The 26,396-nt window shown below is 66.9% G+C and carries 20 protein-coding genes; 14 read left to right on the plus strand and 6 right to left on the minus strand.

Annotated elements, in window-relative coordinates; translation table 11 throughout:
• The first annotated feature begins 10 nt into the window (after window positions 1–10).
• The gene (locus EJB06_RS17495) at window positions 11–2,260 is read left to right on the plus strand and encodes a RelA/SpoT family protein (protein ID WP_126075314.1); all 2,250 of its coding nucleotides are present in this window, start codon (window positions 11–13) and stop codon (window positions 2,258–2,260) included.
• An 82-nt stretch (window positions 2,261–2,342) separates the two neighbouring features.
• Here EJB06_RS17495 and EJB06_RS17500 read toward each other — a convergent pair whose 3' ends face one another.
• Window positions 2,343–2,840, minus strand: coding sequence for a biliverdin-producing heme oxygenase (locus EJB06_RS17500; protein WP_229427137.1), 498 nt, complete (start codon window positions 2,838–2,840; stop codon window positions 2,343–2,345).
• A 152-nt stretch (window positions 2,841–2,992) separates the two neighbouring features.
• Window positions 2,993–5,023, minus strand: a complete 2,031-nt coding sequence (locus tag EJB06_RS17505) for a TonB-dependent receptor (protein WP_126075316.1) — start codon at window positions 5,021–5,023, stop codon at window positions 2,993–2,995.
• Window positions 5,024–5,189: 166 nt separating this feature from the next.
• On the opposite strand from EJB06_RS17505, the gene EJB06_RS17510 reads away from it, so the two are divergent.
• Both EJB06_RS17510 and EJB06_RS17515 read left to right on the plus strand, forming a co-directional pair.
• Window positions 5,190–5,987, plus strand: coding sequence for a hypothetical protein (locus tag EJB06_RS17510; RefSeq protein WP_126075317.1), 798 nt, complete (start codon window positions 5,190–5,192; stop codon window positions 5,985–5,987).
• Window positions 5,984–7,336 carry a hypothetical protein gene (locus EJB06_RS17515; RefSeq protein ID WP_126075318.1) on the plus strand — a complete coding sequence of 451 codons (1,353 nt, stop codon included), beginning with the start codon at window positions 5,984–5,986 and terminating at the stop codon, window positions 7,334–7,336. The genes EJB06_RS17510 and EJB06_RS17515 overlap by 4 nt, the downstream gene beginning before the upstream one ends.
• Here the strand turns inward: EJB06_RS17515 and EJB06_RS17520 are convergent.
• Window positions 7,333–8,652, minus strand: a complete 1,320-nt coding sequence (locus EJB06_RS17520; protein ID WP_126075319.1) for a DUF3422 family protein — start codon at window positions 8,650–8,652, stop codon at window positions 7,333–7,335. The genes EJB06_RS17515 and EJB06_RS17520 overlap by 4 nt on opposite strands.
• 23 nt (window positions 8,653–8,675) lie before the next feature.
• Window positions 8,676–9,239: a transcription elongation factor GreB gene (greB, locus tag EJB06_RS17525; protein ID WP_126075320.1), complete on the minus strand. Its 564-nt coding sequence runs from the start codon at window positions 9,237–9,239 to the stop codon at window positions 8,676–8,678.
• Between the two features lie 228 nt (window positions 9,240–9,467).
• On the opposite strand from greB, the gene EJB06_RS32565 reads away from it, so the two are divergent.
• A complete protein-coding gene (locus EJB06_RS32565) occupies window positions 9,468–10,226 on the plus strand; it encodes a PEP-CTERM sorting domain-containing protein (RefSeq protein ID WP_229427138.1) in 759 nt (252 codons plus the stop codon).
• Between the two features lie 68 nt (window positions 10,227–10,294).
• Window positions 10,295–11,080 (plus strand): PEP-CTERM sorting domain-containing protein, encoded by a 786-nt coding sequence (locus EJB06_RS32570; protein ID WP_229427139.1) that lies wholly within the window; start codon window positions 10,295–10,297, stop codon window positions 11,078–11,080.
• A gap of 31 nt (window positions 11,081–11,111) precedes the next feature.
• Here EJB06_RS32570 and EJB06_RS17540 read toward each other — a convergent pair whose 3' ends face one another.
• Window positions 11,112–11,822, minus strand: a complete 711-nt coding sequence (locus EJB06_RS17540) for a phosphodiester glycosidase family protein (RefSeq protein ID WP_126075321.1) — start codon at window positions 11,820–11,822, stop codon at window positions 11,112–11,114.
• A 40-nt stretch (window positions 11,823–11,862) separates the two neighbouring features.
• Window positions 11,863–15,177: a putative Ig domain-containing protein gene (locus tag EJB06_RS17545; protein WP_164557957.1), complete on the minus strand. Its 3,315-nt coding sequence runs from the start codon at window positions 15,175–15,177 to the stop codon at window positions 11,863–11,865.
• A gap of 214 nt (window positions 15,178–15,391) precedes the next feature.
• Here EJB06_RS17545 and EJB06_RS17550 point away from each other — a divergent pair, with 214 nt between their 5' ends.
• The 9 genes from EJB06_RS17550 (at window position 15,392) to EJB06_RS17590 (ending at window position 26,388) form a co-directional block, all read left to right on the plus strand.
• Window positions 15,392–16,534, plus strand: a complete 1,143-nt coding sequence (locus tag EJB06_RS17550) for a sensor histidine kinase (protein ID WP_126075323.1) — start codon at window positions 15,392–15,394, stop codon at window positions 16,532–16,534.
• 16 nt (window positions 16,535–16,550) lie between these two features.
• A complete protein-coding gene (locus EJB06_RS17555; RefSeq protein WP_126075324.1) occupies window positions 16,551–17,198 on the plus strand; it encodes a response regulator in 648 nt (215 codons plus the stop codon).
• A gap of 137 nt (window positions 17,199–17,335) precedes the next feature.
• Window positions 17,336–18,949 carry a GGDEF domain-containing protein gene (locus EJB06_RS17560; protein WP_126075325.1) on the plus strand — a complete coding sequence of 538 codons (1,614 nt, stop codon included), beginning with the start codon at window positions 17,336–17,338 and terminating at the stop codon, window positions 18,947–18,949.
• Window positions 18,950–18,983: 34 nt separating this feature from the next.
• Entirely contained in the window at window positions 18,984–21,686 is a 2,703-nt protein-coding gene (locus tag EJB06_RS17565) for a tetratricopeptide repeat protein (protein WP_126075326.1), read from the plus strand.
• The gene (gene rfbF, locus EJB06_RS17570) at window positions 21,683–22,456 is read left to right on the plus strand and encodes a glucose-1-phosphate cytidylyltransferase (RefSeq protein ID WP_126075327.1); all 774 of its coding nucleotides are present in this window, start codon (window positions 21,683–21,685) and stop codon (window positions 22,454–22,456) included. The genes EJB06_RS17565 and rfbF overlap by 4 nt, the downstream gene beginning before the upstream one ends.
• Before the next feature lie 5 nt (window positions 22,457–22,461).
• Window positions 22,462–23,523: a CDP-glucose 4,6-dehydratase gene (gene rfbG / locus EJB06_RS17575; protein WP_126075571.1), complete on the plus strand. Its 1,062-nt coding sequence runs from the start codon at window positions 22,462–22,464 to the stop codon at window positions 23,521–23,523.
• Window positions 23,520–24,761, plus strand: coding sequence for a class I SAM-dependent methyltransferase (locus tag EJB06_RS17580; protein ID WP_126075328.1), 1,242 nt, complete (start codon window positions 23,520–23,522; stop codon window positions 24,759–24,761). Before rfbG ends, EJB06_RS17580 begins: the two co-directional genes overlap by 4 nt.
• Window positions 24,761–25,312 (plus strand): dTDP-4-dehydrorhamnose 3,5-epimerase, encoded by a 552-nt coding sequence (gene rfbC / locus EJB06_RS17585; RefSeq protein ID WP_126075329.1) that lies wholly within the window; start codon window positions 24,761–24,763, stop codon window positions 25,310–25,312. The genes EJB06_RS17580 and rfbC overlap by 1 nt, the downstream gene beginning before the upstream one ends.
• Window positions 25,313–25,329: 17 nt before the next feature.
• Window positions 25,330–26,388 carry an FkbM family methyltransferase gene (locus EJB06_RS17590; RefSeq protein ID WP_126075330.1) on the plus strand — a complete coding sequence of 353 codons (1,059 nt, stop codon included), beginning with the start codon at window positions 25,330–25,332 and terminating at the stop codon, window positions 26,386–26,388.
• The last annotated feature ends 8 nt before the right edge of the window (window positions 26,389–26,396 follow it).

The raw sequence follows: 26,396 nt of genomic DNA on the forward strand, positions 1-26,396 counted from the left end.
GACTTTGCGTATGAATCTGACTCCTCCGGATACGACACTCTCAGGCACTCCCAAGACCCGGTCTGCGCGCGCCGCCACCAAGGCGCAAGAGGCCGTGGTCCCTGCCGCTCCCGCCCCGGGCGTGGCCTCGGTCTCGCAGCTGTCGGCCAAGCTGTCCGAGTACCTCACTCCCTCCGAACTCAAAAAGGTCAAGGAAGCGTATCGTTTTTCCGACGAGATGCACCTTGGACAAGTCCGCAAGTCGGGCGAACCGTATATTTCCCATCCCATCGCCGTGGCCGAAATCTGCGCCGACTGGAAGCTCGACGCCCAGGCCATCATGGCCGCGCTGCTGCACGATGTGATGGAAGACCAGGACGTCAAGAAGGATGAGCTGATCGAGCGCTTCGGCGCCCCCGTCGCCAGCCTCGTCGACGGCCTGTCCAAGCTCGAAAAAATCGAATTCCAGACCCTGATCGAAGCGCAGGCGGAAAACTTCCGCAAGATGCTGCTGGCCATGGCCTCGGACGTGCGCGTCATCCTGATCAAGCTGGCCGACCGCCTGCACAATATGCGCACGCTCGAGCACATGACTGCCGCCAAGAAGCGCCGCATCGCGTCCGAGACGATGGAAGTGTACGTGCCGATCGCGCACCGGCTGGGCCTGAACAATATTTACCGCGAACTGCAGGACCTGGCGTTTTCGCACCTGTATCCGGTGCGTTACCGCACCCTGTCCAAGGCGGTCAAGGCGGCGCGCGGCAACCGCCGCGAAGTGGTCAAGAAGATCCTCGAATCGGTCAAGAACACGCTCGCCATGGCCGATCTGCCGGCCGAAGTCTACGGGCGCGAAAAGACCCTGTACGGCATCTATAAAAAGATGCGCAACAAGCATCTGTCGTTCTCGCAGGTGCTCGATGTGTACGGCTTCCGGGTGGTGGTCGACAGCTTCGCCAATTGCTACGTGGCGCTGGGCACCCTGCACGGCCTGTACAAGCCGATGCCGGGCAAGTTCAAGGATTACATCGCGATCCGCAAGCTCAACGGCTACCAGTCGCTGCACACGACCCTGATCGGCCCCTACGGCACGCCGGTCGAATTCCAGATCCGCACCCAGGAAATGCATCGCACCGCCGAATCCGGCGTGGCGGCGCACTGGCTGTACAAGAATGGCGAAGCGAACCTGTCGGACCTGCAGCAAAAGACCCATGCGTGGCTGCAATCCCTGCTCGACATCCAGCAGCAGACCGGCGACTCGGCCGAGTTCCTGGAACACGTCAAGGTCGACCTGTTCCCCGATTCGGTGTACGTGTTCACGCCGAAGTCGAAGATCATCGCCCTGCCGCGCGGCGCCACGGCGCTCGACTTCGCCTACACCATCCACACCGGCATCGGCGACCATACGGTGTCGGTCAAGATCAACAACGAGCCGGCCTCGCTGCGCACCGAGTTGCGCAATGGCGACATTGTCGAGATCGTGACCAATCCCGATTCGAAGCCGAGCCCGACGTGGCTGGCGTTCGTGCGCACCGGCAAGGCGCGTTCGGCCATCCGCCATCACCTGCGCACGATCAACCTCAACGAGTCGGTCGAGCTGGGGCGCGAGTTGCTGGCGCAGGCCCTGACCGCCCTGAATATCCAGCCGGACTTGCCGGAACCGACCGTCGAGAAGCTGCTCAACGAATCGTCGGCCAAGTCGATGGACGAGCTGTACGCCGACATCGGCATCGGCAAGCGCATGGCGGCCCTGGTGGCGCGCCATATTTTCGGGCTGATCGACGACGATCTGGTGAGCTTGCCGGCCAATCCCAACGCCACGCCGGGCGAACTCGATCCGGTCACCATCTACGGCAGCGAAGGCGTGTCGGTGCAGCTGGCGCCGTGCTGCCTGCCGATTCCGGGCGACCAGATCATCGGCCAGCTGCGGCGCGACCAGGGCTTGATCGTGCACACCAGCGATTGCGCCAGCGCCAAGCGCCTGCGCGGCAAGGAACCGGACCGCTGGATCGCCGTGCAGTGGGGCGGCGAATTGAACCGCCGCTTCGATTGCCGCATCAGGCTGCTGATCAATAATGAAAAAGGCATCCTGGCGCGCGTGGCGGCCGAGATCGGCGAGTCCGACGCCAACATTTCGTACGTGGGCATGGACGAGGACGAAGAACACGTCATGACCCAGCTGCGCTTCACGATCCAGATCAAGGACCGCGTGCACCTGGCGCATCTGATCCGCAACCTGCGCCGCGTGGTGGGCGTAACCAGGGTGGAACGCGAGCGCAATTAAGCCCTTGGCGTAAAGCCATGCCGATACACTGAACGCCGTCATTCCCGCGCAGGCGGAAATGACGGCGTTCTCTGTGCGGGCGCTAGCGCATCGCCAGGATCCGGTCGAAGGCGTCGCACGCTCCCCGGCAGGCATAGTCAATCTCGCCTTGGCTTTTCACGCTCTCCCTCAGCGCCAGCATGAAGCTGCGCCAGCGCGGTCCCGGCCCCTCGGCCCCGCTGCGCAGGTAACGCAGCGGATGCGGCGCCAGCGGCCCGGCCAGGCGCTGGTACAGCACCGCCCCGCCCAGTTGCGACCCCTCGATCACATACGTCACGCCCCAGCGGTAGGCCGCACTGGCGCCGTCCGGCCACACGGTCGTGTCGTCGGGACGGGTATCCGCAAGCACGCCGGCCAGCGCCGGATCGGCCAGGTCGGCGTCGATCAGGGCCACCCGCGCCAGCGCCGGCAGGCTTGCCTCGCCCTGCGGTCCGTCGCCGTATTGGCCCAGCCAGCTTTCCAATGGCGACAGCCAGCGCCGCAGCATGCGCAAATGGTCGCTGTACTGCTGCAGGCCGGCGTCCGGCCGCGCCAGCGGCATGCCGGAATCGAGCTCGGCGTGACGGCCGGCGGTGGCGATGCGCAGCGCGCTCAGCGCGTCGCTTTGGGTGGGGTTGGGATGTTGGTTAATAGACTGTTCCTATTCTGCAAGGCATTTTTGCCACAGTTTATCAGCCCGGCCCCGCGCACGCCTCAAAACGCCGAACGCAGGGTCAGCCGGAACGAGCGCGATTCGGTCGGGTGGAAATGGATGTCCTCGACCGCCTCGGGCTCGCCTTGCAGGCGCGATTCGTAAAAGTAATCGATCGCCGAACTGCGCCGCCTGGCCAGGTTGAAACCTTCCAGTTCGAGCTTGAGGCGCGGGCCCAGCTTGTAGCCGATGCGGCCATTCACGGTGGCGCTCGGGCGCGAACGCACGCGATTGTCTTCGATCAGCGGCCGCGGGCCGAAGTAGCGCAGTTGCAGCGCGCCGAACCACGGTCCGATGCGATCGAGCGCCAGCGCCAGCGAGGCCACGCGCTCGACCGCGCCGGGAATGCGCCGTCCGGCCGCGTCGGCATTGCTGAAACGCGCGCGCGCAAAGGCCAGGTCGGCGTCCAGGGTCATGAGCTCGTTCGGCTTGTAGTAGTTGGAAAACTCGACACCGCTGCGGCGGCTCGGCCGGCCCGCCTCGGTGGTGCCGGCGTCGCCCACGAACACGAGTTCCGAATCGACATCGAGCCGGTACACCGACAGCGAACTCTGCAATCCAGGCAGCGCTTCGCTGCGCAAGCCCACTTCATAGCCCCTGGCCTTGACCAGCGGGGTCACGCGCTCGGTCGGCGCGCCGCTTTTCGGGTCGGTGCGGATGGTGGCGCCGCGCGCATCGTTGCTGTGGAAACCGGTGCCGGCGTTCAGATACAGCTCGGTCCGGCGCCACGGCCCGAAAATCAGGCTCAGCGTGGGACTGGCGCGCCGGGCGCTGGCGCGGCCGCTGTTGTCGGGCAGGACGCTGTCGACATCGAAGCGGTAGCGGTCGACGCGCACCCCGGCCACCGAGCGCAACATCGGCGTCCAGCGCGTGCTGTTGTCGTAGAACACGGCGGCGCTGGTCTCGACGATATGGTCCTCGCGCGTGGTGGCGCGGCGCTGGCGCGCGACGGTGTCGTACAGGCCGTTGTGGATATTGTCGTTCTGGAATTGGAAGCCGACCCGGTGGCTGCCCCAGCGGTGCTCGGCATGGACGGCGCTGGTGACGCGCCGGTCCGGCTGGCTGAACTGGTCGCCGTTGACGGGGTCGTCCAGGAAATAGGTGAAGTTCGAATACAGTTCCAGGCGGTTGGCGACCACGGAGGCATTGACCTTGGTCGCACCCGCGCTGGAGGCCGCGTGCCAGCCGCCGGACAGGCTGTAGCGGCGCGCGCTGCCGCCGTCGCTGGCGTCGACCGTGTCGAAGCGGCCCAGGCGGCCGTCCTCCAGCGCGCGGCGCGGGATCTGGTCGCTCGCGTTCCAGCGCGCGCGGTAGGCCATGGCGGTCAGGTTGAAGCCCTTGGCGGCATCGCCCTGGCTGTACCGCAGCACGCCGTTGAGCTTGTTGTAATCGTCCTCGCGCGTAAATGGTCCGTCGTTATGGAACGATTCGAGCGCATACAGCAGATGGCCTTTGCCGGCCTCGGGCGACGCCGCCAGCAGCGCGCGCCGGTAGCCGTTCTGCCCCAGGCCCAGGCTGGCGATGCCTTCCGCCAGCGTATCGGCGTAGCGCACGGCCAGCGCGCCGGCGGCGGCGAAGTCGCCCTCGTCGGCGTAGTACGGTCCCTTGCGGTATTCGAGCCGGTTGGCCAGTTCGGGAATCAGGAAGTTGAGGTCGGTCCAGCCCTGCCCGTGGGCGTGGCTGCGCTGGTTGACCAGCATGCCGTCGACCGTCGTGCGCAGGTCGGTGCCATGGTCGAGGTTAAAGCCGCGCAGGTAAAACTGGTTGGCCTTGCCTTCGCCGCTGTGCTGGCTGACGATCAGGCCGGGCGTCGCTTCCAGCAGTTCGCCGGGACGGTACACCGAGCGCGCCGCCAGCTGCTGCTGGGTGACCAGGCCGGCATTGGCCGAATCGGCCACGCCCAGCTGGCTCACGCGCGAGGCGGCCACCACTACCTGGGGCAAGGGCTCGGCGGCCTCCCCGGCGTGAACCAGGGCCGAAGCGCCCAGCAGCAAGGCGGTGAACGGGCGGCGGACAAGTCGGTCATTGTGCATGGGTGGGCCTGTGGTCGGAAGGGGCGCTATACAACAGCGGACGCATCTCTTATTCGCTTGCCATGCGGTTTCGGATTCAAGCGATTGATGCATTATCAAAAAGACAGCTTCCTTGCGGCAATCGTGTGTTAGCATCGACATCCTTGCCAACCTTTCATGCCATGTCATGGGCTACCGCCATTTTCTTCACACGCTTCCCTTGTGCCTGGCCCTCGCGGTCTGCGGCCGCGCCGGTGCCGTCGAGCGCACGGAAACCGTCGAATGCGACTTGCCGGACGGCAGCGCCTTCGTCTTGCAAGCGCGCCACGACTGGGCGCCGCTGGCGGTGTTCACGCGCCATGGCAGCAGCCGCAGCGGCCAGGGCGGCTTCAAGGTCTCCTACCGCGCGCGCGGCGCACAGGCCCTGGTCGACGCCGGCGCGACGCTGGACTACCAGCGCCTCGATCAAGGCCGCGAGCTGGAAGTGCTGTGCGCCGGCCTCGGACTGCACGAAGGACAGCCCGGCACCGGATCGTCCCTGCGCCTGCCCGGCGAACAGCGTTTCTGGGTACCGGCGCCGCCCTCGCTGGGAGACTTTGGCAAGATCGAACAGGGGCGCGTCGATGCCGCCTTGAAGCAGCGCGGCTTGCGCAGGCTGGGCCAGACCAGTGCCATGGCGCTCCGCCAGGGCACGCTGGTGCGCGAGGCGCCGCTGTTCGCAAAAGACGCCCCCGCCTGCGCCGAAGCCGCCAGCCAGGCATGCCCGGTGAGCGCCGTGCTGCGCATGGCATCGAGCGACCGTGGGCAAACCTGGCAGGCGGCCGGCATCGAGAGCGCGCCCTATTTCTTCAAGACCGGCGCAGCCCTCGCAGAGCAAGCCGGCGTGGCCCGCCCTTCCGCGCGCAGCCTGCGCAATTATCGTAACGGCGACGCCAACGACGCCAGGCCGCTTGAGCAGCCATGCCAGAAAAAATGCACCGAATGAAAACGTCCCTCATCACCGCGCTGGTGCTCGGCCTGCAGCTCCAGCCCGGCGTCGCCCAGGACCGCCTGGAATGCCTGCTGCCGCAGGGCGGCCGCATCCTGATGGAAGGCCCTTGCGAAGCACCGAACGACGATCGTCCGGACACCTGCGACACGCAGTACAGCACGCGCTATCTCGGGCCGGACGGGGCCGCGCCGGTCGAGCTGGGCGTCACGTCGATGCGCCGCACGGCCGATTCGGGCACGCCGGCGGAAATGTGCGCCCATTTTTACGTCAGGGACGGCACGTTGCATGCGCCCGGGGCCGGTTATGGCGAATACCGCACCGTCGCCCGGGGCCAGCTTGCCGCGCTGGTGGCAACACCGCATCACGACGACGCCGTGGACCAGCAGGCCAACCGCGAATCGGCGCGCCAGGCGCTGAGCCGTCCCGGCTATACGCGCATGGCCGTGCTGGGCGGGACCTGGGTGGTCGAGGAAGCGCTGACGCGCTGGCACTGGGGCCACTACGCCGGCGCCGATGTTTACCGCGCGCCGCTGTCGCAGGTGTCGCAGACGAGCTCCACCGACGAGGGAAAAAGCTGGAGCGCACCGCTCATCACCAGCGCGCCGCGCCTGTTCGCCATCGGCGCCTCGGCGCTGGACCAGGCCGATGCCGCCAGACCCGGCGCGGCGCTCATCGCCGACAAACGCCGGGAACGGCGCGCGCTGCTGGCGCAGGGCAAGCAGCTGGTGCTGCGCTGCCGCCTGCCCGACCGCGCCGAATTCGTGCTGTCCGGCAGGCTGCCGGACGCGACTGACGGCGAGCTGCCGCCCTTCGTGCCGCTGGTCTCGGTCGGGTACGTGGCCGCCCCGGGCCGCGCCGCCATCGAGGTGGAGCCCGAACTGGCCCTGGTCATGGGTTTGCCGACCGCCGCCGGTGCGCAGCAGGAGCAGGTCTGCAACAAGGCCGGCCTGGCCAATGGCGTTCCGTACATCGGCATCAGCATGCTCGACCAGGGCGGCAAGCGCTTCACCGATTTTTCGTTTCCGGACAAGATCTGGTACCCGAGCGCGCCGCCGCGCCAGGCGAGCGAGCTGCTGATGCGCCGGGAACTGAGCTACGGCATGAACGTCGCGCTCACCCGCCGCGCCAGGGTGATCGCCCTGGAATATCCGCTCGTGTCGCAGGCCTGCACCCGCGCCGCCAGGCGCGACCAATTGCCCGTGTGCCCGGTCGGCGCCGTACTGCGCAGCGAATCGCACGATAACGGCAGGACGTGGTCGGACCTCGTTTTTTCCGGCAGCTCATGGATTTTCGCGCCCGGCCAGTCCACCGACCAGCAGCCGGGGCGCGCCAGGCTACGCTAGCGGCTCACGTGGTGATGCATGCGCCGCAGTCCCAGCCAGACGACGGCGAGCATCACCGGCATCGCGGCGCCGGTCACCATGTCGGGATTGAGCGGCACGCCGGCCGCCTTCATGGCCTTGCCCGCGTAAGCGATCAGGCCGATCGAATAGTAGGAAATGGCCACCACCGACAAGCCCTCGACCGCCTGCTGCAGCCGCAATTGCTGGGCCGCGCGGGCGTTGAGCGACTCCAGGATGCGCCGGTTCTGCCGCTCCTGCACGATGCCCACGCGCGTGCGCAGCAGGTCGTTGCTGCGGCCGATGCGTTCGGCCAGCGCCTGCTGGCGCCGCTCGGTCGACTCGCAGGTGTTCATGGCCGGGGCCAGGCGCCGGTCCATGAATTCGCGGATGGTCGGCACGCCCGGAATGCGCGTTTCGCGCAACTCCTCGATGCGCGCCTGCACCAGCCGGTAGTAGGCTTTCGACGCGGCGAAGCGGTAACTGTTTTCCAGCGCCAGCTTTTCCATGCGCGCCGCCAGCACCGTGATCTTGTGCAGCAGCTCGCGCTCGTCGTCGGGGCCATCGGCCGCGCCATCGCCGGCATCGCTCATGCCTGCCGACAAACGCGCCAGTTCCGCTTCGATGTTGTTGAGCACAGGCGCGGCCTGCTGCGCCTGCGGCAGGCCGAGCAGCGCCATCATGCGGTAGGTTTCGATTTCCAGCACGCGCTGCACCAGCCGTCCGGCCTGCTGGTACTGCATGCCCAGGTCCTGGATCACCACCCGTCCGAAACCGTCGGGCGCGATCGCGAAATCGGTCCACACCTTGGCGAAATTCTGGCTGTCGCAGCCGACCAGCAGGTTACCGGCGAAGACATGGCGCATCTCGGTCAGCGAGGCGCTCACCTGCTGCAGGGTGACGTGGGTGGCCGCCATCACCTTGCCTTCCAGCCCCAGCAGCCATTCCTCGGGAACATGGCGCAGCGGCACCTGTTCGAACGCGTGTTCGGCCGCAACCGGATGGGCACGCTGCTCGGCGAAGGTGTAGGTCGAAAACTCGGTGTGCGACTCCCACTGCAGGCGAACATTGCCGAAGTCGTGGAAGAAATAGCGCGCTTCCGGATGCGGCGGCGCCACCCCGAAATGGCGGCACAGGGCGGCCAGCAACTGGTTTTGCGACGCCAGCTGGTGCGCATCGGCATCGCCCTCCGCGCGCGCGTAGACCGCCAGGTGGGTCAGCGTTTCGGGGCCGTTCAGGCGCAGCGAGGGGCGCGAATGGACTTCGGCCGCCAGCGGTATTCGCAGCGCGTGGTTGAAAGTGGCATGGGAAATCGACATCGGCAACTCGCTAAAATGAAAAATCAGTCTGTGGCGGGGGCCGGATAGCGCACCTCGAGCACTTCGAGCTCGTCGGGGCCGAGCGGCGTCTGCAGGGTGATCACATCGCCTTCGCGCGCCTTGGTCAGCGCGCGCGCCACCGGCGAGACCCAGCTGATCTTGCCGTTCAGCGGATCGAGCTCGTCGATGCCGACGATGGTGATGGTGTGCTGCTCGCCCGCGCTGTTGCAGTAAGTCACCGTGGCGCCGAAAAAGACCTGGTCGTTGCCGTACTGGACGCTGGGATCGACCACGGCGGCCGAGTCCATGCGCTTGGTCAGGAAGCGGATGCGCCCGTCGATCTGGCGCAGGCGCCGCTTGCCGTAGATATAGTCGCCATTTTCGGAGCGGTCGCCGTTCGAGGCCGCCCAGTGCACCACCTTGACCACCTCGGGACGCTCGACATCGATCAGCTGCAGCAGCTCATCCTTGATGCGCTGGTAGCCGGCCGGCGTGATGTAATTCTTGGCGCCCGCAGGAATAGCTTGCGCAAGCGCAATGGCTTCCTCGTCGTCGTTATCCGATTCTTTGACAAATGCTTTATTCATGCGGTCCATTGTAATGGCGCGCGCGCATCCTGTCCGGGCGATACCCATTTTGGCGCAGGCAATCTTTTTGGCGCGGACACCATGCCGCCGGCTCCGGCCTGCGCTTGGTGGGCGGCGCGGCTGAGCGTCATGCAATGTTACATAAAAGTCATCGCGAACGGATATTATCCCATGTAATCTGCTTAACGTTCTGCCGATACCCGGCAGCCAACCTCCCCAAAGGCAAGCATGCACCCGCATTTCAACAAACGCACCCTGTGCGCCCTGGCCGCCCTGGCCGCCGCCTGGGCGCCGGCCCAGGCCGACACCAGCACCTCGTCCGCCAGCATCGAGCAATTCCAGTTCCGCCTCGTCGACCTCGACCTGAACGATGGCATCGCTCCCTGGATCACCTTCGGCACGGACAGCCGTGTCGTGCGTAGCGAAGGCGCCGGGCAAGTCGACACCCGCAGCGAAGCGGGAAGCACCTCGATCGCGACGCAGTCCGGCTCGGCCGGCGCCATGCTGTCCGATAGCGCCGTGCTCGCGCGCTCCAGCGTCAACCATCTGCCGCTCGATACGGCCAACCACGCCTACGGCAGCCGGAGCAGCCGCGTCGCCGAGTTCGTTCTGAGCCCGAATACCGAGCTGATCTTCACCGGCATCGGCCGGATCGCGCAGCAGCTTGGTGTCCAGTTCGCCTTGAGCGAAGCGGAAATCAAGATGTCGGCGCATCTTCTGGACGCGGATGGCTCGTGGAGTCACCAGCTCAACAAGAACTACGCCGTGCGTTACGGCGATGGCGCGGCCACCGTCAATCTGTACGGCTCGCTGATGTCGGATGCGCAGCAACGCAGGGGCGCATTCTCGCTCGACGCCATCACAATCCTGTCGGGACCGGTCACCAGCGTTCCGGAGCCGTCCACCTACGCCATGCTGCTGGCCGGCACCTTCATGCTGGGCGCCGTGGCGCGCCGCCGCAAGGCCGCTGGCGCCCGGGCCGCATGACGCAGCCCCGCCCCCACCATTCCGACCCGGCCATGGCCGGAACACGCCATCCTCATCGAAAGAATCGTATGCCTGTCCATCCACTCAAGATCGCCGCCGGGCTGTTCGCAGCCGGCCTGCTGGCCTGCGCACCGGCGCAGGCCGCGTCTGCCAACGCTACCGCCAGCCTGAACAACATCAGCTTCCAGCTGATCGACCTGGACCTGACCGACAACATCAGCCCGAGCATTACCTTCGTCTACACGGACGCCGCAAGCTCGCTCGACTTCGTCGGCGGCGGCGTCGTCGAGAGCGCGTCGTCGGCCGACTACGGGAGCATGAACAAGGTGTTGACGTACGGCGGCGGCAGCGTGCAGAACGGGGCGGCCAGCATGCATGCCGACCTGCATATCGACGCCGCTCCGGGCGCCTGGGGCTCGGCCGCCAGCGCCAGCCAGTTGCTCACGTTCACCTTGTCGCCGTCGACCCGGCTGCTGTTCACGGCCGAGGCCGAGGTGCTCATGCAGAAGGACGGGATCGACTTCGGGGTGGCGTCCGCCCTCCTGAGCGGCAGCGTCGGGAGCTCGATCGATGGGGTGTGGGGGACGGAATCATTCAACTCCAAGCTCAGCAGCACGGAGGGACTGCGCAACCAGGTGCTGCAAGGCGTGCTCAATACAGGAGCGCAGATCGGCAGAGGATCGCTGTCGGCCAGCCTCACCACCATCTTCCAGAAGCATTCGGACGTTACCCCGATACCCCAGGACATCTCCGCGGTACCTGAACCGGAAACCTATGGCATGCTGCTGGCCGGCTTGCTGGTCGTCGGCAGCGTCGCGCGCGGCAAACGGCGCGGCCAGGCACGCCAGGCCTGATTCTCCGGCCAGCCGCGCCCGCCCGGGATCCTTACTCGACCACGCCGAGTATCGGCCCCAGCGGCGCGGCGCTGTCGGCGCGCCCCAGTGCGCTCGAGAACAGGCTCGAGATCGACCCGTCCAGGTAAAGCGCATTCTTGCAATGCAAGGTGTCGCGGAAGTAGCTGGCGAATTCGTGGAAGGTGACCGGCACCTTGCTGATCACAAAAATCGCCTTGCCGTCGGCCACGCCGACGCCGTTGCGCACGTAGCGCGACGGCGAGTCGGGATCGAAACGGGGATGCAGCTGGCCGTCGATCACCAGCATCGGGCCGGACTGGGTCGCCAGGCGCACGCCGGACGCCCGGGCCGGATAGGCCGAGGACGCCAGCACCTGCGGGCCGCCCTTGCCCAGCATGAAGACCCCATTCGGCTTGAGGAAAAAATTGCCCTTGCCATCGGCCAGGTTCAGCGGCGCCAGCTCCCTGCCCTCTTCCACATGCAAGCCCACCGGCGCGAAGCCCGGATGGTACATGCCGGCGTTGACGGCAAACACCAGCCGCTGCTTGCGTGCCTGCAGCCACTCCTGCAAGCGGGCGAAGCTGTTAAATGGCTGGCCGGTTTCATCAGTGAGAAACAGGCGCAGCTCCTGGCGCGCCGGGTCGACCGTCACCACGGTGAAACGGTCGTCGGCCGCCTGGCACAAGGAGGCGGACAGGCAGGCGCACAAGCACAGCAGCAGGGAACACAGGCGTTGTTTCATGGCGCCAGTGTACGGCAATTCCCCCTGCCGGATGTGGCGCTTAGAACAGCATCGGCGAAGCGTCCACCAGCGCAGCGCCCGCCAGCAGGGTTTGCATGCCCTTGCCGAAGTTCGCGCTGCCGATGATGGCAAGCCCGGCGTTCATGCCGACCGCCGACAGGTCGCCGTCGAGCGCGTAGTGGTAGGCCAGGTCGCCGCCGATGGCGGCCGTGTCGCTGCCGCCGCGCGAGAACGCCGCCAGCGATTGCGCCATGTTCCAGCTGGCGAGCGCCGGGTTGGCGCTGCGCGCCTGGTTGAACTGCCCGACCAGGCCGGCAAAGTCGAACAGCTCGACCTTGTTGTCGTTGATCGCGCTGGCCGAACCGGGCAGGTAATCGCTGCCGCCAACCGTGACCACCTGCAGGGTCGACACGCTGCCGCCGCCGCTGCCGTACCAGTTCTTGAAGGTGATCTGGTCGCCGCCACCGAGCATCAGGACCAGCTCGGCGCCGACCTTTTTCAGGGCCAGGTCGGCGTACACGATGCCATGGCCCAGCGAGACCGTGTCGTCGTTGCCGCCGAAGGCCGTTACCAGGTCCTGGCCGTCGCCCTTGTTGAAGGCGTGGATGTCGACCCCGGTCTGCACATTGGTATTGTCGTTGCCCGTGCCGCCGATGAACAGTTCGCTGGCGACGCCCCCGAACAGGGTGTCGGCGCCGGCCCCGCCGCTGAACAGGCTGGACTCGCTCGAGCTGTCGCTCAGCCCATCGTTGCCGGCGCCGCCCAGCAGGATGTCGTAGCCCATGTGGCCATTCAGGGAATTGGCCGCGCCGTTGCCCTGGATCAGATTGTTGCCTGGATTGCCGGTGCCGTTGATGGCCAGGGTGCCGGTCAGGGTCAGCACTTCCGCGTTGTTGGCCAGCGTCCTGGTCACGGAACTGAACAGCTGGTCGAAGCCGCCGTTCGCCCATTCGGTCACCACGTCGCCCGTATTGTCGACGTAATAACTGTCGTCGCCGCCGTTGCCGGCCATGCTGTCGGCGCCCGCGCCGCCGTTGAGGACATTCGCGCCGCCATTGCCGGTGAGCGCATTGTTCAGGGAATTGCCGTTGCCGTTGATGGCGGCGCTGCCCGTCAGGGTCAGGTTTTCCACGTTGGCCGGCAAGGTGTAGCTGACGCTGCTGCCGACACTGTCGGTGCCGGCGCTTGACGCTTCGCTCACCACGTCGCCGGCCTGGTCGACCACGTAGCTGTCGTTGCCCCTGCCGCCGGCCATGCTGTCGGCGCCGAGGCCGCCGTCGAGGCGGTCGTTGCCGTCCAGGCCGTTGAGGACGTCGTTGTTCGACTTGCCGCTCAGGCTATCGTCGCCCGCCGTGCCGTTCAGGGTCACGCTGGCGGTCGCGTTGACGGTCAGGCTCAGGGTCGCCGTGGCCGCCAGGCCGCCGGCATCGGTGTAGCTCACCAGCACCTTGCTGGTGCCGGCGTCGCCCAGGGCCGGGGTGCCGCTGAAGGTGCGGGTCTGGGCATGGAAGGCCAGCCAGGCCGGCAGCTGGGCGGCGCTGTAGATGCCGCTGTCGCCCGCATCCGGATCGGCAAAGGTCGCCGCCGGCACGCTGTAGGTGAAGGCCACGTTGTCCATCGTCGCCGTCGGCGCAAGGGGAAGGGCCAGCAGCGGCGCCCGGTTGGTATTGGCGACGCTGACGCTGAACAGGCTGGCGACCGACAGGCCGCCCTTGTCGGTCGCGCTGGCGGCGAGCGCATACACGCCGCTGTCGGCGTAGCCGGGGGTGCCGCCGACGGTGCCGCTGGCAGGGTTGTAGCTCATCCAGGCCGGCAGCGCGCCGCCGTCGGCGCGGGTGACGGCGATGTTCAGCGCGTCGCCCGGATTGACATCCTCGAAGGCCGGCGCGGCCACGCTGAACGCGGCGCCTTCGGCCACGCTGGCGCCGGGGCTGGCGCTGCGCACCGTCGGGGCCACGTTGACGTCGATCACGGCCAGGCTGAAGCTGTCGCCGGCCGCCAGGGCGCCCTGGTCCGTGGCGCGCACCAGCACCTCGATGGTGCCGGCGTCGCGGTGCTCCGGGGTGCCGTGCAAGGTGTTGGTGGCGGCATCGAACGAGAGCCATTGCGGCAGCGGCGAGCCGTCCGCCAGGGTGGCGCCGAGGACCAGGGTATCGCCGCTGTCGGGATCGGCGAACGCCGCCGCCGGCACCGTCCTGGCGAAGGCCGTGCCGACCGTCACGGCGCCGTCGGCGATCGGCGCGACCAGTTGCGGCGCGCGGTTGGTATTGCTGACGACCACCTCGAACAGGTGCGACGCGGTGCGGCCGCCCAGGTCGGTGGCCGTGATTGCCAGCGCATAGCTGCCGCTGTCGTCGAAGCCGGGGGTGCCGGTCAGGTAGTTATCGCGCGCGTTGTAGCTCATCCACGCCGGCAGCGCGCTGCCGTCGGCGCGCGTCACGCCCAGGGTCAGGGCGTCGAACTGGTTCGGATCGGTAAACGTGGCGGGACGCATGATCAGATACGCGCCCTCCGCCGCCATGCCGTTGCCGCCGCTGGTGGCCAGCACCGGCGCCAGGTTCTGCTCGATGGTCAGGCGCGCGCTGTCGCTGGCGCTCAGGCCTTCCCTGTCGGTCCCCGTGATGACCAGATCGTAGCTGCCGACATCGGCGCTGGACGGGAATCCCGTGAAGCTGCCGCTTCCTGGCGCATGCGCGACGAACTTGAGCCAGGCCGGCAGCGGCGCGCCGCCGGCCAGCGAGGCCGACAGGGTCACGGCATCGCCGCTGTCGGGATCCGTAAAGAAGCCGGGCCGCAGGGTGAGGCCGAAGATGTGTTCGGACACCGCGCTAAAGTCGGGCAAGCCCTTGGTGAGCACCGGCGCATGGTTGGCATCGAGCACGTCGATGGCGAATTCGCTTGCCGCCGCCAGGCCGCCCTTGTCGGTGGCGGTCGCCTTGAGCCGGTAGCTGCCGCTATCCTGCGGGCCGGCGGTGCCGCCGATCTTGCCGGTGGCCGGGTCGTACGCCATCCAGGCCGGCAAGGCGCTGCCGTCGGCGCGGGTGAGCGTGACGAGCGGCGTGTCGGTCGGATTGGGGTCGGCGAACACGGGAACCGGCACCGAAAAGGCCTCGCCTTCGGTCACTGTCGCACCGGCGCTTGGCGCGGACACGGCCGGCGCCAGGTTGACCTCGGCGACGACCAGGCGGAAGCTGTCCTTGACGGCCAGCGCGTCGCTGCCGGCGCCGCCGGCCAGGGTATCGTTGCCCTCCATGCCGCGCAACTCGTCGTTGCCTTCCTTGCCATCGATGAAATCCCCACCCGGCGTGCCCGACAAGAGATTCCTGCCACTATCGCCAACGATCGTATATGCCATGCCGATTCCCGTTAAGAAAATTGTAAATACGTTGTTATATGGAAATCCTTGCCAGGGGTCAAATTTAATTCTTACATTCGTTGTAAAAAAATCTAGCCATTTGTCAGTACGACAGCGGCGCATTGCCGGCGCTGCGCGGCACAGCGCAAGCAGACTGCGGACCAGCGCGTTTTTCCCGTATGATTTCAGCCATCGTTTCCCGCGCCGAGCCCAGATGAGCCCAGTTCCTCCCACCATCGCCCATGCCATGAAACCCTTCGTCAGCAACACCCCGGCGCTGGTGTACCAGTTCGAGCTGCATGCGGACGGCCGGGTTGCCTTTCCCTACGTCAGCGACGGCTGCGCCGCCCTGCTCGGCCTGTCCGCCGCCGAACTGCAGGCCGAGCCGCAGCGCTTCATCGAGCTGATCCTGCCGGAAGACCGCAAGAGCTACCTCGACGCCATGCACGTCTCGGCCGCGACCCTGTCCGGCTGGAACTGGGAAGGGCGGGTCTGGATCCACGAATATAAGGACCAGAAATGGATCAACCTGCGCTCGACCCCGCGCGCCATGCCCGACCACCCGGGCAGCGTGCACTGGGAAGGCTTGATGACCAACATCACCGCCAGCAAGCTCGAACAGCTGGAAGTGACCCGCTCGCGCGCGCGCCTGGCCGAACTGGCCGCGCACATGGAGCACGTCAAGGAACAGGAGCGCACCCGCATCGCGCGCGAAATCCACGACGACCTGGGCGGCAACCTGACGGCCATCAAGATGGCCCTGATGATGCTGACCCAGCGCCTGCCGCCCGACCAGCCGCAACTGGCCGAACGGGCCGCCTATGTCGACGCCCTGGTCGACCGCACCATCGACGCCGTGCACCGCATCTCGCTCGACCTGCGGCCCTCGATGCTGGACTTCGGCATCGTGGCCGCGCTCGAATGGCAGATCAAGGAATTCGAAAAGCAGAACGGCATCGCCTGCAGCTTCACCTGCGCCGAAAAGGAGATCGACCTGCACCTGGACCATGCGACAGCCCTGTTCCGCATCTTCCAGGAAGCGCTGACGAATATCGCCAAGCATGCGCACGCCAGCCGGGTCGGGGTGCGCCTGCAGTTGCTGCGCCAGTACATCGTCCTGACGATTGCCGACAACGGCGCCGGAATCGCCCAGGCCGACCGCCAGAAGCCGCAATCGTTCGGTCTGCGCGGCATGAGCGAGCGGGCCCAGGCGCTGGGCGGGACCATGAGCCTGGGCCATGCGCCGGGCGGCGGCACGGTGGTGACCATCAAAATCAGGCTCAGTTCGGCCAAAACGAGGATAATGGCGGATGAGAGCGCCGACGACGCCGCGGCGGCGCCGGACCCGACCGAGTAACCGAACACGAAGCACCATGACCGACAAAGCCATCATCCGGGTTTTCATCGCCGACGATCACGCGATCGTGCGCGAGGGATTGAAGCAGATCCTGGCCGAATCGCCCGACATCATCGTCGCCGGCGAGGCCGAAGACGGGATCGACGCGATCAAGCACGTGCGCAAGGCCAGGTGCCATGTGATGCTGCTCGACATTTCCCTGCCCGACCGCAGCGGCATCGACGTACTCAAGCTGGTCAAGAAGGAGCATCCCGAACTGGCCGTGCTGATGCTGTCCATGCACCGCGAAGACCAGTACGCGATCCGCTCGCTGAAAGCCGGCGCGGCCGGCTACCTGACCAAGCAGAGCGCCCCGCGCGAACTGGTGACCGCGATCCGCCAGGTCGCCGCCGGACAGAAGTACGTCAGCGCGGCCCTGGCCCAGGAACTGGCCAGCGCGGTCGGCGAGAATCACGACACGCCCCTGCACGACACCCTGTCCGACCGCGAATACCAGACCCTGACCATGATCGCCTCGGGCAAGACGGTGGGCGCGATCGCCAAGGAACTGTCGCTGTCGGTGAAGACCATCAGCGAATACCGCTCGCGCCTGCTTGTCAAGATGAAACTCAAGAACAGTGCCGAATTGACGCACTATGCGATCAAAAACCAGTTGATCGAATAAGTTTTTCGCGGCGCCGTGCGGCGGCTTAATGCTCTGGAGTAAGATGCTTTATCCGCCTCTTTTCCAGAGATGGCAGGAAACAAACTCGCTTATCATTGGCACATCGACGCCAAACCTGACTGAGGCACTGTTCTACCATGGCTACAACTCCGCCCACCCCGGCTGCCGCAATGAATCCGGCCGACATCGCGCGCGAAGCCTTCCGCCGCCTGGCCACGCGCCGCATCGCGCCGACCCCGGAAGCCTACCGCGAGATCTATCACGAGATCGCCGGCATCGCCGAGGCCCCCGCCGCGCCCGCGCGCGCGCCCGAAGCGGCGGCGCCCGAGACGGCGCCCGACGCCGGCGCCGAAAACGTGCTGAGCGACTTCGCCGGCAAGCTCAGCGAAACCCCGGGCGAACTGGCCGACTTCGGCCGCCGCTTCGCGCGCGCCGTCAAGACGCGCGACTGGGAAGGCTATGCGCGCAACCTGAACCAGCTGGTCGAGAAACACTTCCGCAAGGGCGGCGGCATCGAGCTGGCCTCGCTTTCGGCCCTGTCCGACGAGCCGGACGCCAAGATCCTGCGCGACCTGCTCAGCCGCACCCTGAGTTTCGCGGTGGCCTCGCTGCTGTCCGATTCGCCGGCCCTGATGGGCGAAGCCGAAGCGCTCGGCGCCGCCGTCAAGGTCGCCACCACCGAAGACGCCCTGAACGATGTCAGCGTGCGCCTCAAGCAGTTGTGTTACCAGATCGACATCAAGAGCGGCGACGTCGGCGAACAGCAGGAATTGCTGCTGCGCCTGTTCAAGCTGCTGCTGGAAAACGTCAGCGAACTGCTCGACGACGACAGCTGGCTGCGCGGCCAGATCGATTCGGTGCAGGAACTGATCGCCGGCCCGATCGACCAGCGCGCGCTGGAAGACGCCACCCGCAGCCTGAAGGAAGTCATCTACAAGCAGGGCCAGCTCAAGCACAGCCTGTCGGACGTCAAGCTGACGGTGAAGAACATGATGCTCACCTTCATCGACCGCCTCAGTTCCGTGGCCACCACCACCGGCGACTTCCACGAAAAGATCGGCGCTTTTTCCGAAAAGATCAGCCACACCGACAATATCGCCGAGCTCAACATCATCCTCGAGGACGTGCTGCGCGAAACCCGCCTGGTCCAGACCGAAGCGCTCAAGTCGCGCGACCGCATGGTGCTGGCGCGCCAGGAAGTGCAGGAAGCCGAACAGCGCATCCACACCCTGGAAGCGAAGCTCCAGCACATGAGCGAGCTGGTGCGCGAAGACCAGTTGACGGGCAGCCTGAACCGGCGCGGCCTGGACGATGTGTTCGAACGCGAGACGGCCCGTTCCGACCGCCGCGGCACGCCCCTGTGCATCGCCATGCTCGACCTGGACGACTTCAAGCGCCTGAACGACACCTACGGCCACCTGGCCGGCGACGCCGCCCTCAAGCACCTGGTCAAGATCGTCAAGGAAACCATCCGCTCGATGGATGTGATCGCCCGCTTCGGCGGCGAGGAATTTTTGATCCTGCTGCCGGAAACCACGGTCGAAGCGGCCTCGCAGACCATGACGCGCCTGCAGCGCGACCTGACCAAGCATTTCTTCCTGCACGATAACGAAAAAGTGCTGATCACCTTTTCCGCCGGGGTGGCCCTGCGCACCCCCAACGAAGACCAGGCCAGCCTGGTCAAGCGCGCCGACAAGGCCATGTACCAGGCCAAGCAGACCGGCAAGAACCGCGTCGTGGTGGCCGACTGAGCGCCGCCCAACCAAGGATGACTGACCGCGCCCCATGAAAAAAAACGCTTCCTACGCCCCGCCCTCCCCCCTCGAGATCGCCATGCAGCATCACAAGGCGGGCCGGCTGGCGCAGGCGGAAGCGCTGTACCGCAAACTGGATGGCAAGGCCGAGGCCTTGCACCTGCTGGGCCTGCTGTACCAGCAAAGCGGACGCCACGCCGAGGCCGTCGACGCCCTCGGGCGCGCGATCGACAAGGAGCCGGCCCGGCCCGCGTACTACTTCGCGCTCGACGCCAGCTGCCGCGCCCTGGGCCTGCTGCCCGAACTGCAGGCCAGCTACGAGCGCCTGTTGAAACTGCTGCCGGACAACTTCGACGCCCACCTCCAGCTCGGCCACGCCCTGCGCGACGGCGGCCAGTTGCCGAACGCCCTGGGCAGCTACCTGGCGGTGCTGGCGCTGCAACCCGACCATGCCGAGGCCTACAGCAACCTGGGCGACACCCTGAAACAGATGGGCAACCTGGACGAAGCCCAGGTCTGCTACGTCAAGGCGCTCGAACTGGAACCGGGCTTTGCCGAAGTGCACAACAACCTCGGCTCGCTCTACCAGCAGCAGGAACAATGGGCCTTGTCGGCCGAGCATTTCGAGGCCGCCCTGGCCTTGCGGCCGGACCTGGCGGCCGCCCACTACAACCTCGGCGTCACGCGCCAGGAACAGGGCGCACTGGACGATGCCGTGGCCTGCTACCGGCGCGCGCTGGCGCTCGATGCGCGCCTGCCCCAGCCCTGGAACAATATGGGCATCGCGCTCAGGGAGCTGGGACAGCCTGACGACGCGGTCGCCGCCTACCGGGCGGCGCTGGCGCTGGCGCCCGATTTTGCCGAAGCGCTCAACAACCTCGGCGCCGCCCTGCTCGAGCAGGACGACGTCGGCGGCGCCATCGACTGCTTCCAGCATGCGGTCACCGTCGCGCCCGGCTACGCCGAAGCGTATTGCAACCTCGGCGTTGCCTACAAGGCCGACTGGCGGCTGGAGGACGCGCTGGTCTGTTTCGAGAATGCCGTCCACCTGCAACCCGGCTACGCCGAGCCGTACGCCATGCTCGCGCTGACCAACGCCGATCTCCAGCGCCACGTGCAAGCGCTGGCCTGGAGCGAAAAAACGCTGGCCCTGTGGCCCGACAGCCCCTCCGCCCACTTCAACCTGGGCGTGGCCTTCGCCAACATGAATCGCCTGCCCGAAGCGGTCGCCTGCTTCGAAGAGGCGATTGCGCGCAAGCCGGAGTTCGCGCACGCCCACAACAACCTGGGCGTGGCCAAGAACGACCTGGGCCGCTACGACGAGGCCGCCGTCTGCTTCGAGCGCGCCATCGGCTTGCGTCCGGGCTTTGCCGAAGCGTTCAACAACCTCGGCACCACCCTGAAAAACCAGGGCAAGCCGGACGCATCGCGCCAGATGTACGAGCAAGCCATCGCGCTCGCACCGGGCTACGCGGCCGCCCACAACAACCTGCTGCTGTCGATGCAGTACGCGGCCGGCATCACCCAGCAGCAACTGTTCGAACTGCACCTGCGCTTTGCGGCCCAGTTCGAGCCGGCCCTGGCGCCGCAGCGCCTGACCCACGGGCCCGGGCGCGACCCGGCCAAGCGCCTGAAAATCGGCTACGTCTCGCCCGACTTCCGGCGCCACGCGGTGGCCTTCTTCATCGAACCGATCCTGGCGCGCCATGACAAAACCCAGGTCGACGTGTTCTGCTACTACAGCCACGTGGTCAACGACGAGTTCACGGCGCGCATCCGGGCCGACGCCGACCACTGGATTGCCTGCCACGGCATGTCCGACCAGTTGCTGGCCGAGCGCATCCATGCCGACGGCATCGACATCCTGGTCGACCTGGCCGGCCACACCGCCGGCAACCGCCTGCTGGCCTTCGCCCGCAAACCGGCGCCGGTGCAGCTGACCTGGATCGGCTATCCGTCCACCACCGGCCTGACGAGCATGGATTACCGCCTGACCGACGCCTTTGCCGAGCCGCCCGGCCAGAGCGAGCACGTCAACGTGGAAACCCTGTGGCGCCTGCCGGAAGTGTTTTGCTGCTACGCGGCGCACCCCGACAGCCCGGCCGTCATCGACCATCCGCCGTGCGAGGACAACGGTTACATCACCTTCGGCTGCTTCAACAACTATGCCAAGGTGAGCGATGCGACCATCGTGCTGTGGGCCGCCATTCTCGAACAGGTGCCGGCCTCGCGCCTGATGCTCGAAATCCTCGGCCTCGACAACCCCGGCATGCGCGAGGAGGTGCAGGCGCGCTTCGCGCGGCTGGGCATCGACCCGGCGCGCCTGGTCCTGATCGCCAACGACCGCAAGAACCAGTTCGTCCTGTACAACCGGATCGACATCGCGCTCGACCCGTTCCCGTGCAACGGCGGCACCACCAGCTTCGACACCCTGTGGATGGGCGTGCCCTTCGTCACCCTGGCCGGCAGCAATTTCATCTCGCGCCTGGGCGTGACGATCCTGCACAACGGCGGCCTGGACGAACTGATCGGCGAGGATGAGGCGGCTTACGTGCGCATCGCGGTCGATGTGGCGCGCGACCCGGCCCGCCTGCGCCGGCTGCGCACGGGCTTGCGCGAGCGCACCCGCGCCAGTCCGCTGATGGACATGGCGCGCTTCACGCGCCACCTGGAACAGGCTTACCGCGGCATGTGGGAAACCTGGTGCGAGCAGGGAGAAGGAGCGCCATCATGAAAGCCGTCATCCTGGCCGGCGGACTCGGCACGCGAATTCTGGAAGAAAGCCACCTGAAGCCGAAACCGATGATCGAAATCGGCGGCAAACCGATGCTCTGGCACATCATGAAGGTGTTCTCGCACCACGGCGTGAACGAATTCATCATCTGCGTCGGCTACAAGGGTTACCTGATCAAGGAATTTTTTTCCAATTATTTCCTGCATATGTCGGACGTCACCTTCGACATGCAGAACAACCGCATGGAAGTGCACGAACGCCACGCCGAACCGTGGCGCGTCACCCTGGTCGACACCGGCGCCGACACCCTCACCGGCGGACGCCTGAAGCGCGTGCGCGACTACCTGGAACCGGGCAAGCCGTTCTGCTTCACCTACGGCGACGGCGTGGCCGACATCGACATCGCGGCCGAAATCGCCTTTCACCGCGCCCACGGCCGCCTGGCCACGGTGGCCGCCGTGCAGCCGCCCGGGCGCTACGGCGCGCTGGTGCGCCAGGGCGACGCCGTCACCGCCTTCATGGAAAAGCCGCAGGGCGACGGCGGCTGGATCAACGGCGGCTTTTTCGTGCTGCAACCGGACGTGGTCGACCTGATCGATGGCGACAATTGCAGCTGGGAAGTGGAACCCATGCAGGCCCTGGCCGCGCAACACCAGCTGATGGCCTACGAACACGCCGGGTTCTGGCAACCGATGGACACCCTGCGCGAAAAGAACATGCTCGAAGAAATGTGGCAGTCCGGCAGCGCGCCGTGGAAGGTCTGGGCGTGAGCGGCATGGACGCGCTGGCGCGCGCCTTTCACGGGCGGCGCGTGTTCGTCACCGGCCACACCGGCTTCAAGGGCGCCTGGCTGTGCCTGTTCCTGGCGCGGCTTGGCGCGCGCGTGACGGGCTATGCGCTGGCCCCCTCCGGCACGCCCAGCATGTTCGAACTGGCGCGCGTGGGCGAGACCCTGGAGCGCCACCACCTCGCCGACGTGCGCGACCAGGCAGCCCTGACGGCCGCGATGGCCGGGGCCGCGCCCGAACTGGTGCTGCACCTGGCGGCCCAGGCGCTGGTGCGGCACAGCTACGCCGACCCGGTGGCGACCTGGTCGACCAATGTGATGGGCACGGTGCACCTGCTGGAAGCCGTGCGCGCCTGCCCGGACGTGCGCGCCGCGCTGGTGGTGACCACCGACAAATGCTACGAAAACCAGGACTGGCCCTGGGGCTACCGCGAAAACGACCGCTTAGGCGGGCATGACCCGTACAGCGCCAGCAAGGCCGGCGCCGAACTGGTGGCGCACAGCTACCGCAGCAGCTTTTTCGCCGGGGGCGGTCCGCTGATCGCCAGCGCGCGCGCCGGCAACGTCATCGGCGGCGGCGACTGGAGCGCGGACCGCCTGATTCCCGACGCCGTGCGCGCCATGCAGCAGGGCGGCGCGCTGCCGGTCAGGAGTCCCAACGCCACCCGCCCCTGGCAACACGTGCTCGAGCCGCTGCACGGCTACCTGCTGCTGGCCGCGCGCCTGCTCGAGGGCGACGCCACCTGCGCCGGGCCCTGGAACTTCGGTCCCGACGCCGCCGACAACCTCCCGGTCGCGACCTTGCTGAACGGCTTGCAGGCGCACTGGCCGCAACTGGCCTGGCGCCACGACGGCGCACAGCATGCGGCCAAGGAAGCCGCCCTGCTCTACCTCGATTCGAGCAAGGCGCGCCAGCAACTCGGCTGGCAGGTGCGCTGGCCGCTGCCCATCGGCATCGAACGGACGGCCGCGTGGTACGCCGCATGCGCGCGCGGCTCGGTGGACATGCGCGCTTTTACCGAACAGCAACTGGATCACTTCTGCGCATGAACACGCCCGCACGTCACTGCCGCGCCTGTGGCGCCCCCCTGCAGCACAGCTTTGCCGACCTGGGCCTGGCGCCCGTGTCGAACGCCTTCGTCGAGCCCGACAAGGCGGCCGAGGGCGAGATGTTCTATCCCCTGCACGCCATGGTGTGCGACCGGTGCTGGCTGGTGCAGCTGGCCGACGCCACCCGCGCGGAGCTGCATTTTCACGCCGGTTACGTGTATTTCTCTTCCTTTTCCAGCAGTTGGCTGGCGCATGCGCGCAGCTATGTGGAACAGGCGACGGCGCGCTTCGGCCTGGACCGCTCCAGCCGCGTGATGGAAATCGCCAGCAACGACGGCTATCTGCTGCAATACTTCCAGCAGGCCGGCATCCCCTGCATCGGCATCGAACCGAGCGGCAACACGGCGGCGGCGGCGCGCGCGCGCGGGATCGACACGCGCGAACTGTTTTTCAACAGGGCGACGGCGGCCACGCTCGCGGCCCAGGGCGAACAGGTCGACCTTTTACTGGGCAACAACGTGCTGGCCCACGTGCCCGACCTGCACGACTTCGTCGGCGCCATGCCGGCCGTGATGAAGCCCGATGCCGTGCTCACGCTGGAATTTCCGCACCTGCTGCGCCTGATCGCCGACCAGCAGTTCGACACGATCTACCACGAACACTATTCGTATCTGTCGCTGCTGGCCCTGATGCCGGTCTTCGCGCGCGCCGGCCTGCGCGTGTTCGACATCGCCCACCTGCCCACCCATGGCGGCAGCCTGCGCGTGTACGCCTGCCTGGAGGCGGCCTCGCACGCGGCCACGGCGCAGGTGCAAGCCTGCCTGGAACTGGAGCGGGCGGCCGGCCTGGCGAGGCTGGACACCTACGCCGCGTTCGGCGCGCGCATGCGCGCCACCAGGCGCGCGCTGCAACGCTTCCTGATCGACGCCAGGGACCAGGGCAGGACGATTGCCGCCTACGGCGCCGCCGCCAAGGGCAACACCCTGCTCAACTACTGCGGCATCGGCGCCGACATCATCGATTACGTAGTCGACAGCAACCCCGCCAAGCAAGGCCGGCTCCTGCCCGGCAGCCGCATTCCCGTGCGCGCGCCCGAGGCCGTGTTCGAAACCCGGCCCGACTACCTCCTGATCCTGCCGTGGAACATCAAGGAAGAGCTGATGACGCAGATGGCCGGCATCCGCGCCTGGGGCGGGCAATTCCTGCTGGCCAACCCGCACATCCACGTGGTGGCCTGATGCGATTCACCCCGACCCCGCTGGCGGGCGCCTTCCTGATCGACATCGATCCGGTCCAGGACGAGCGCGGCCTGTTCGCGCGTACCGTGTGCGAGGAACAATTCGCGCGGCATGGCCTGCTCGGCCGCTTCGTGCAGCAGAGCGTGTCGTGGAACCCGCATGCCGGCACCTTGCGCGGACTGCATTTCCAGCTTGCCCCGGATGCCGAAATCAAGCTGGTGCGGGTGACGCGCGGCGCCATTTTCGACGCCATCGTCGACCTGCGGCCCGGCTCCGCCACGTACGGCAAGGCCTTCCACACCGAACTGTCGGCCGCCGACCGCCGCCAGTTGTACATTCCCGCCGGCATGGCGCACGGTTTCCAGAGCCTGCAAGCCGATACCGAAGTGCTCTACCAGATGAGTACGCCATTCGAGCCCGCGTCGGCGCGCGGCCTGCGCTGGGACGACCCGGCGCTGGCGATTCCCTGGCCCGGCTGCGCGCACCGGATCCTGTCCGAGCGCGACCGCGCCCTGCCGCTGCTGCACGACTGCCTGCCCCCGAACCCTTAGCGCGATTGGAAGCTGACATGGACACGAAAAAACTGATGGCCTCCCTCGGCAAGATCGCCGCCCGGCCCGCGTGGCGCGAAGCGTTTATCGAGCAGCTGCTGCACTTCGAGCGCGCCATTGCGACCGCCGGCATCGATGTGCGCGAAGACGTGATCGGCCCGCTGGTCGACGCGCTCTACGACGACGACCAGATTGTCAGGAAGGAGCTGGCCGACGGTACCCGCCTGGACTTCCTGTACCGCTCGAAGATCGCGCGCGATTTCCTGCTGTCGGCGCCGGCGCGGCCGGATCATGCCTGGGAACCGCAAACCTCGCGCCTGCTGGTCGAACTGGCCGCCAAGGCGCGCCAGATCCTGGTGGGCGGCGCCTATTTCGGCGATCAGGCGATCCTGCTGGCTCGGCAGGCGGCACGCAACAAGGGCTGGGTTCACGCCTTCGAGCCCAATTCCGAACAGCGCCGCATGCTGGTCCACAACGCCGCCCTGAATGGGCTGGACAATATCGTGGCGCGTCCGGAGGGCCTGTGGGACGACAGCGCCACCACGTTGAAACTGGTGGGCTACGATTCGTTTGCCCACCCCGAAGTCAGCGACGACGACAGCGGCTTCCGGACCACGACGATGAAAGACTACCTGGACGGCGCCGGCATCGACCGCCTCGACCTGATCATGCTCGACATCGAAGGCGCGGAACTGCGCGCCCTGCGCGGCGCCGCCGCGTATCTGGCGCTGCCGGCGGGGCAAGCGCCCGACATCGTCTTCGAGGTGCACCGCGACTACGTGGACTGGAGCGACGGCCTGGAAAACACCGCCATCGTGCGCTTCCTGCAGGAGCATGGCTATGCCGTCTTCGCGGTGCGCGACTTCAATTCGAACGTCGACATGGAAGGCAAGCCGATCGAACTGATTCCGGCCGCGTCGGTGTATCTGGAAGGCCCGCCGCATGGCTTCAACATGGTGGCGGTCAAGGATGCGAGCCGCTTTGCCCATCTGCCCTTCAAGATCTGCCACCATGTCAGCCCCAAGCTGCTGCGCCACAAGGATCCGGCGCTGCATCATCCGACCGATGGCCTGTAGCCGGTGGC

Origin of the sequence: Massilia atriviolacea (assembly GCF_003953935.1) — a bacterium.
In the GTDB taxonomy this organism is placed as follows: domain Bacteria; phylum Pseudomonadota; class Gammaproteobacteria; order Burkholderiales; family Burkholderiaceae_D; genus Telluria_A; species Telluria_A atriviolacea.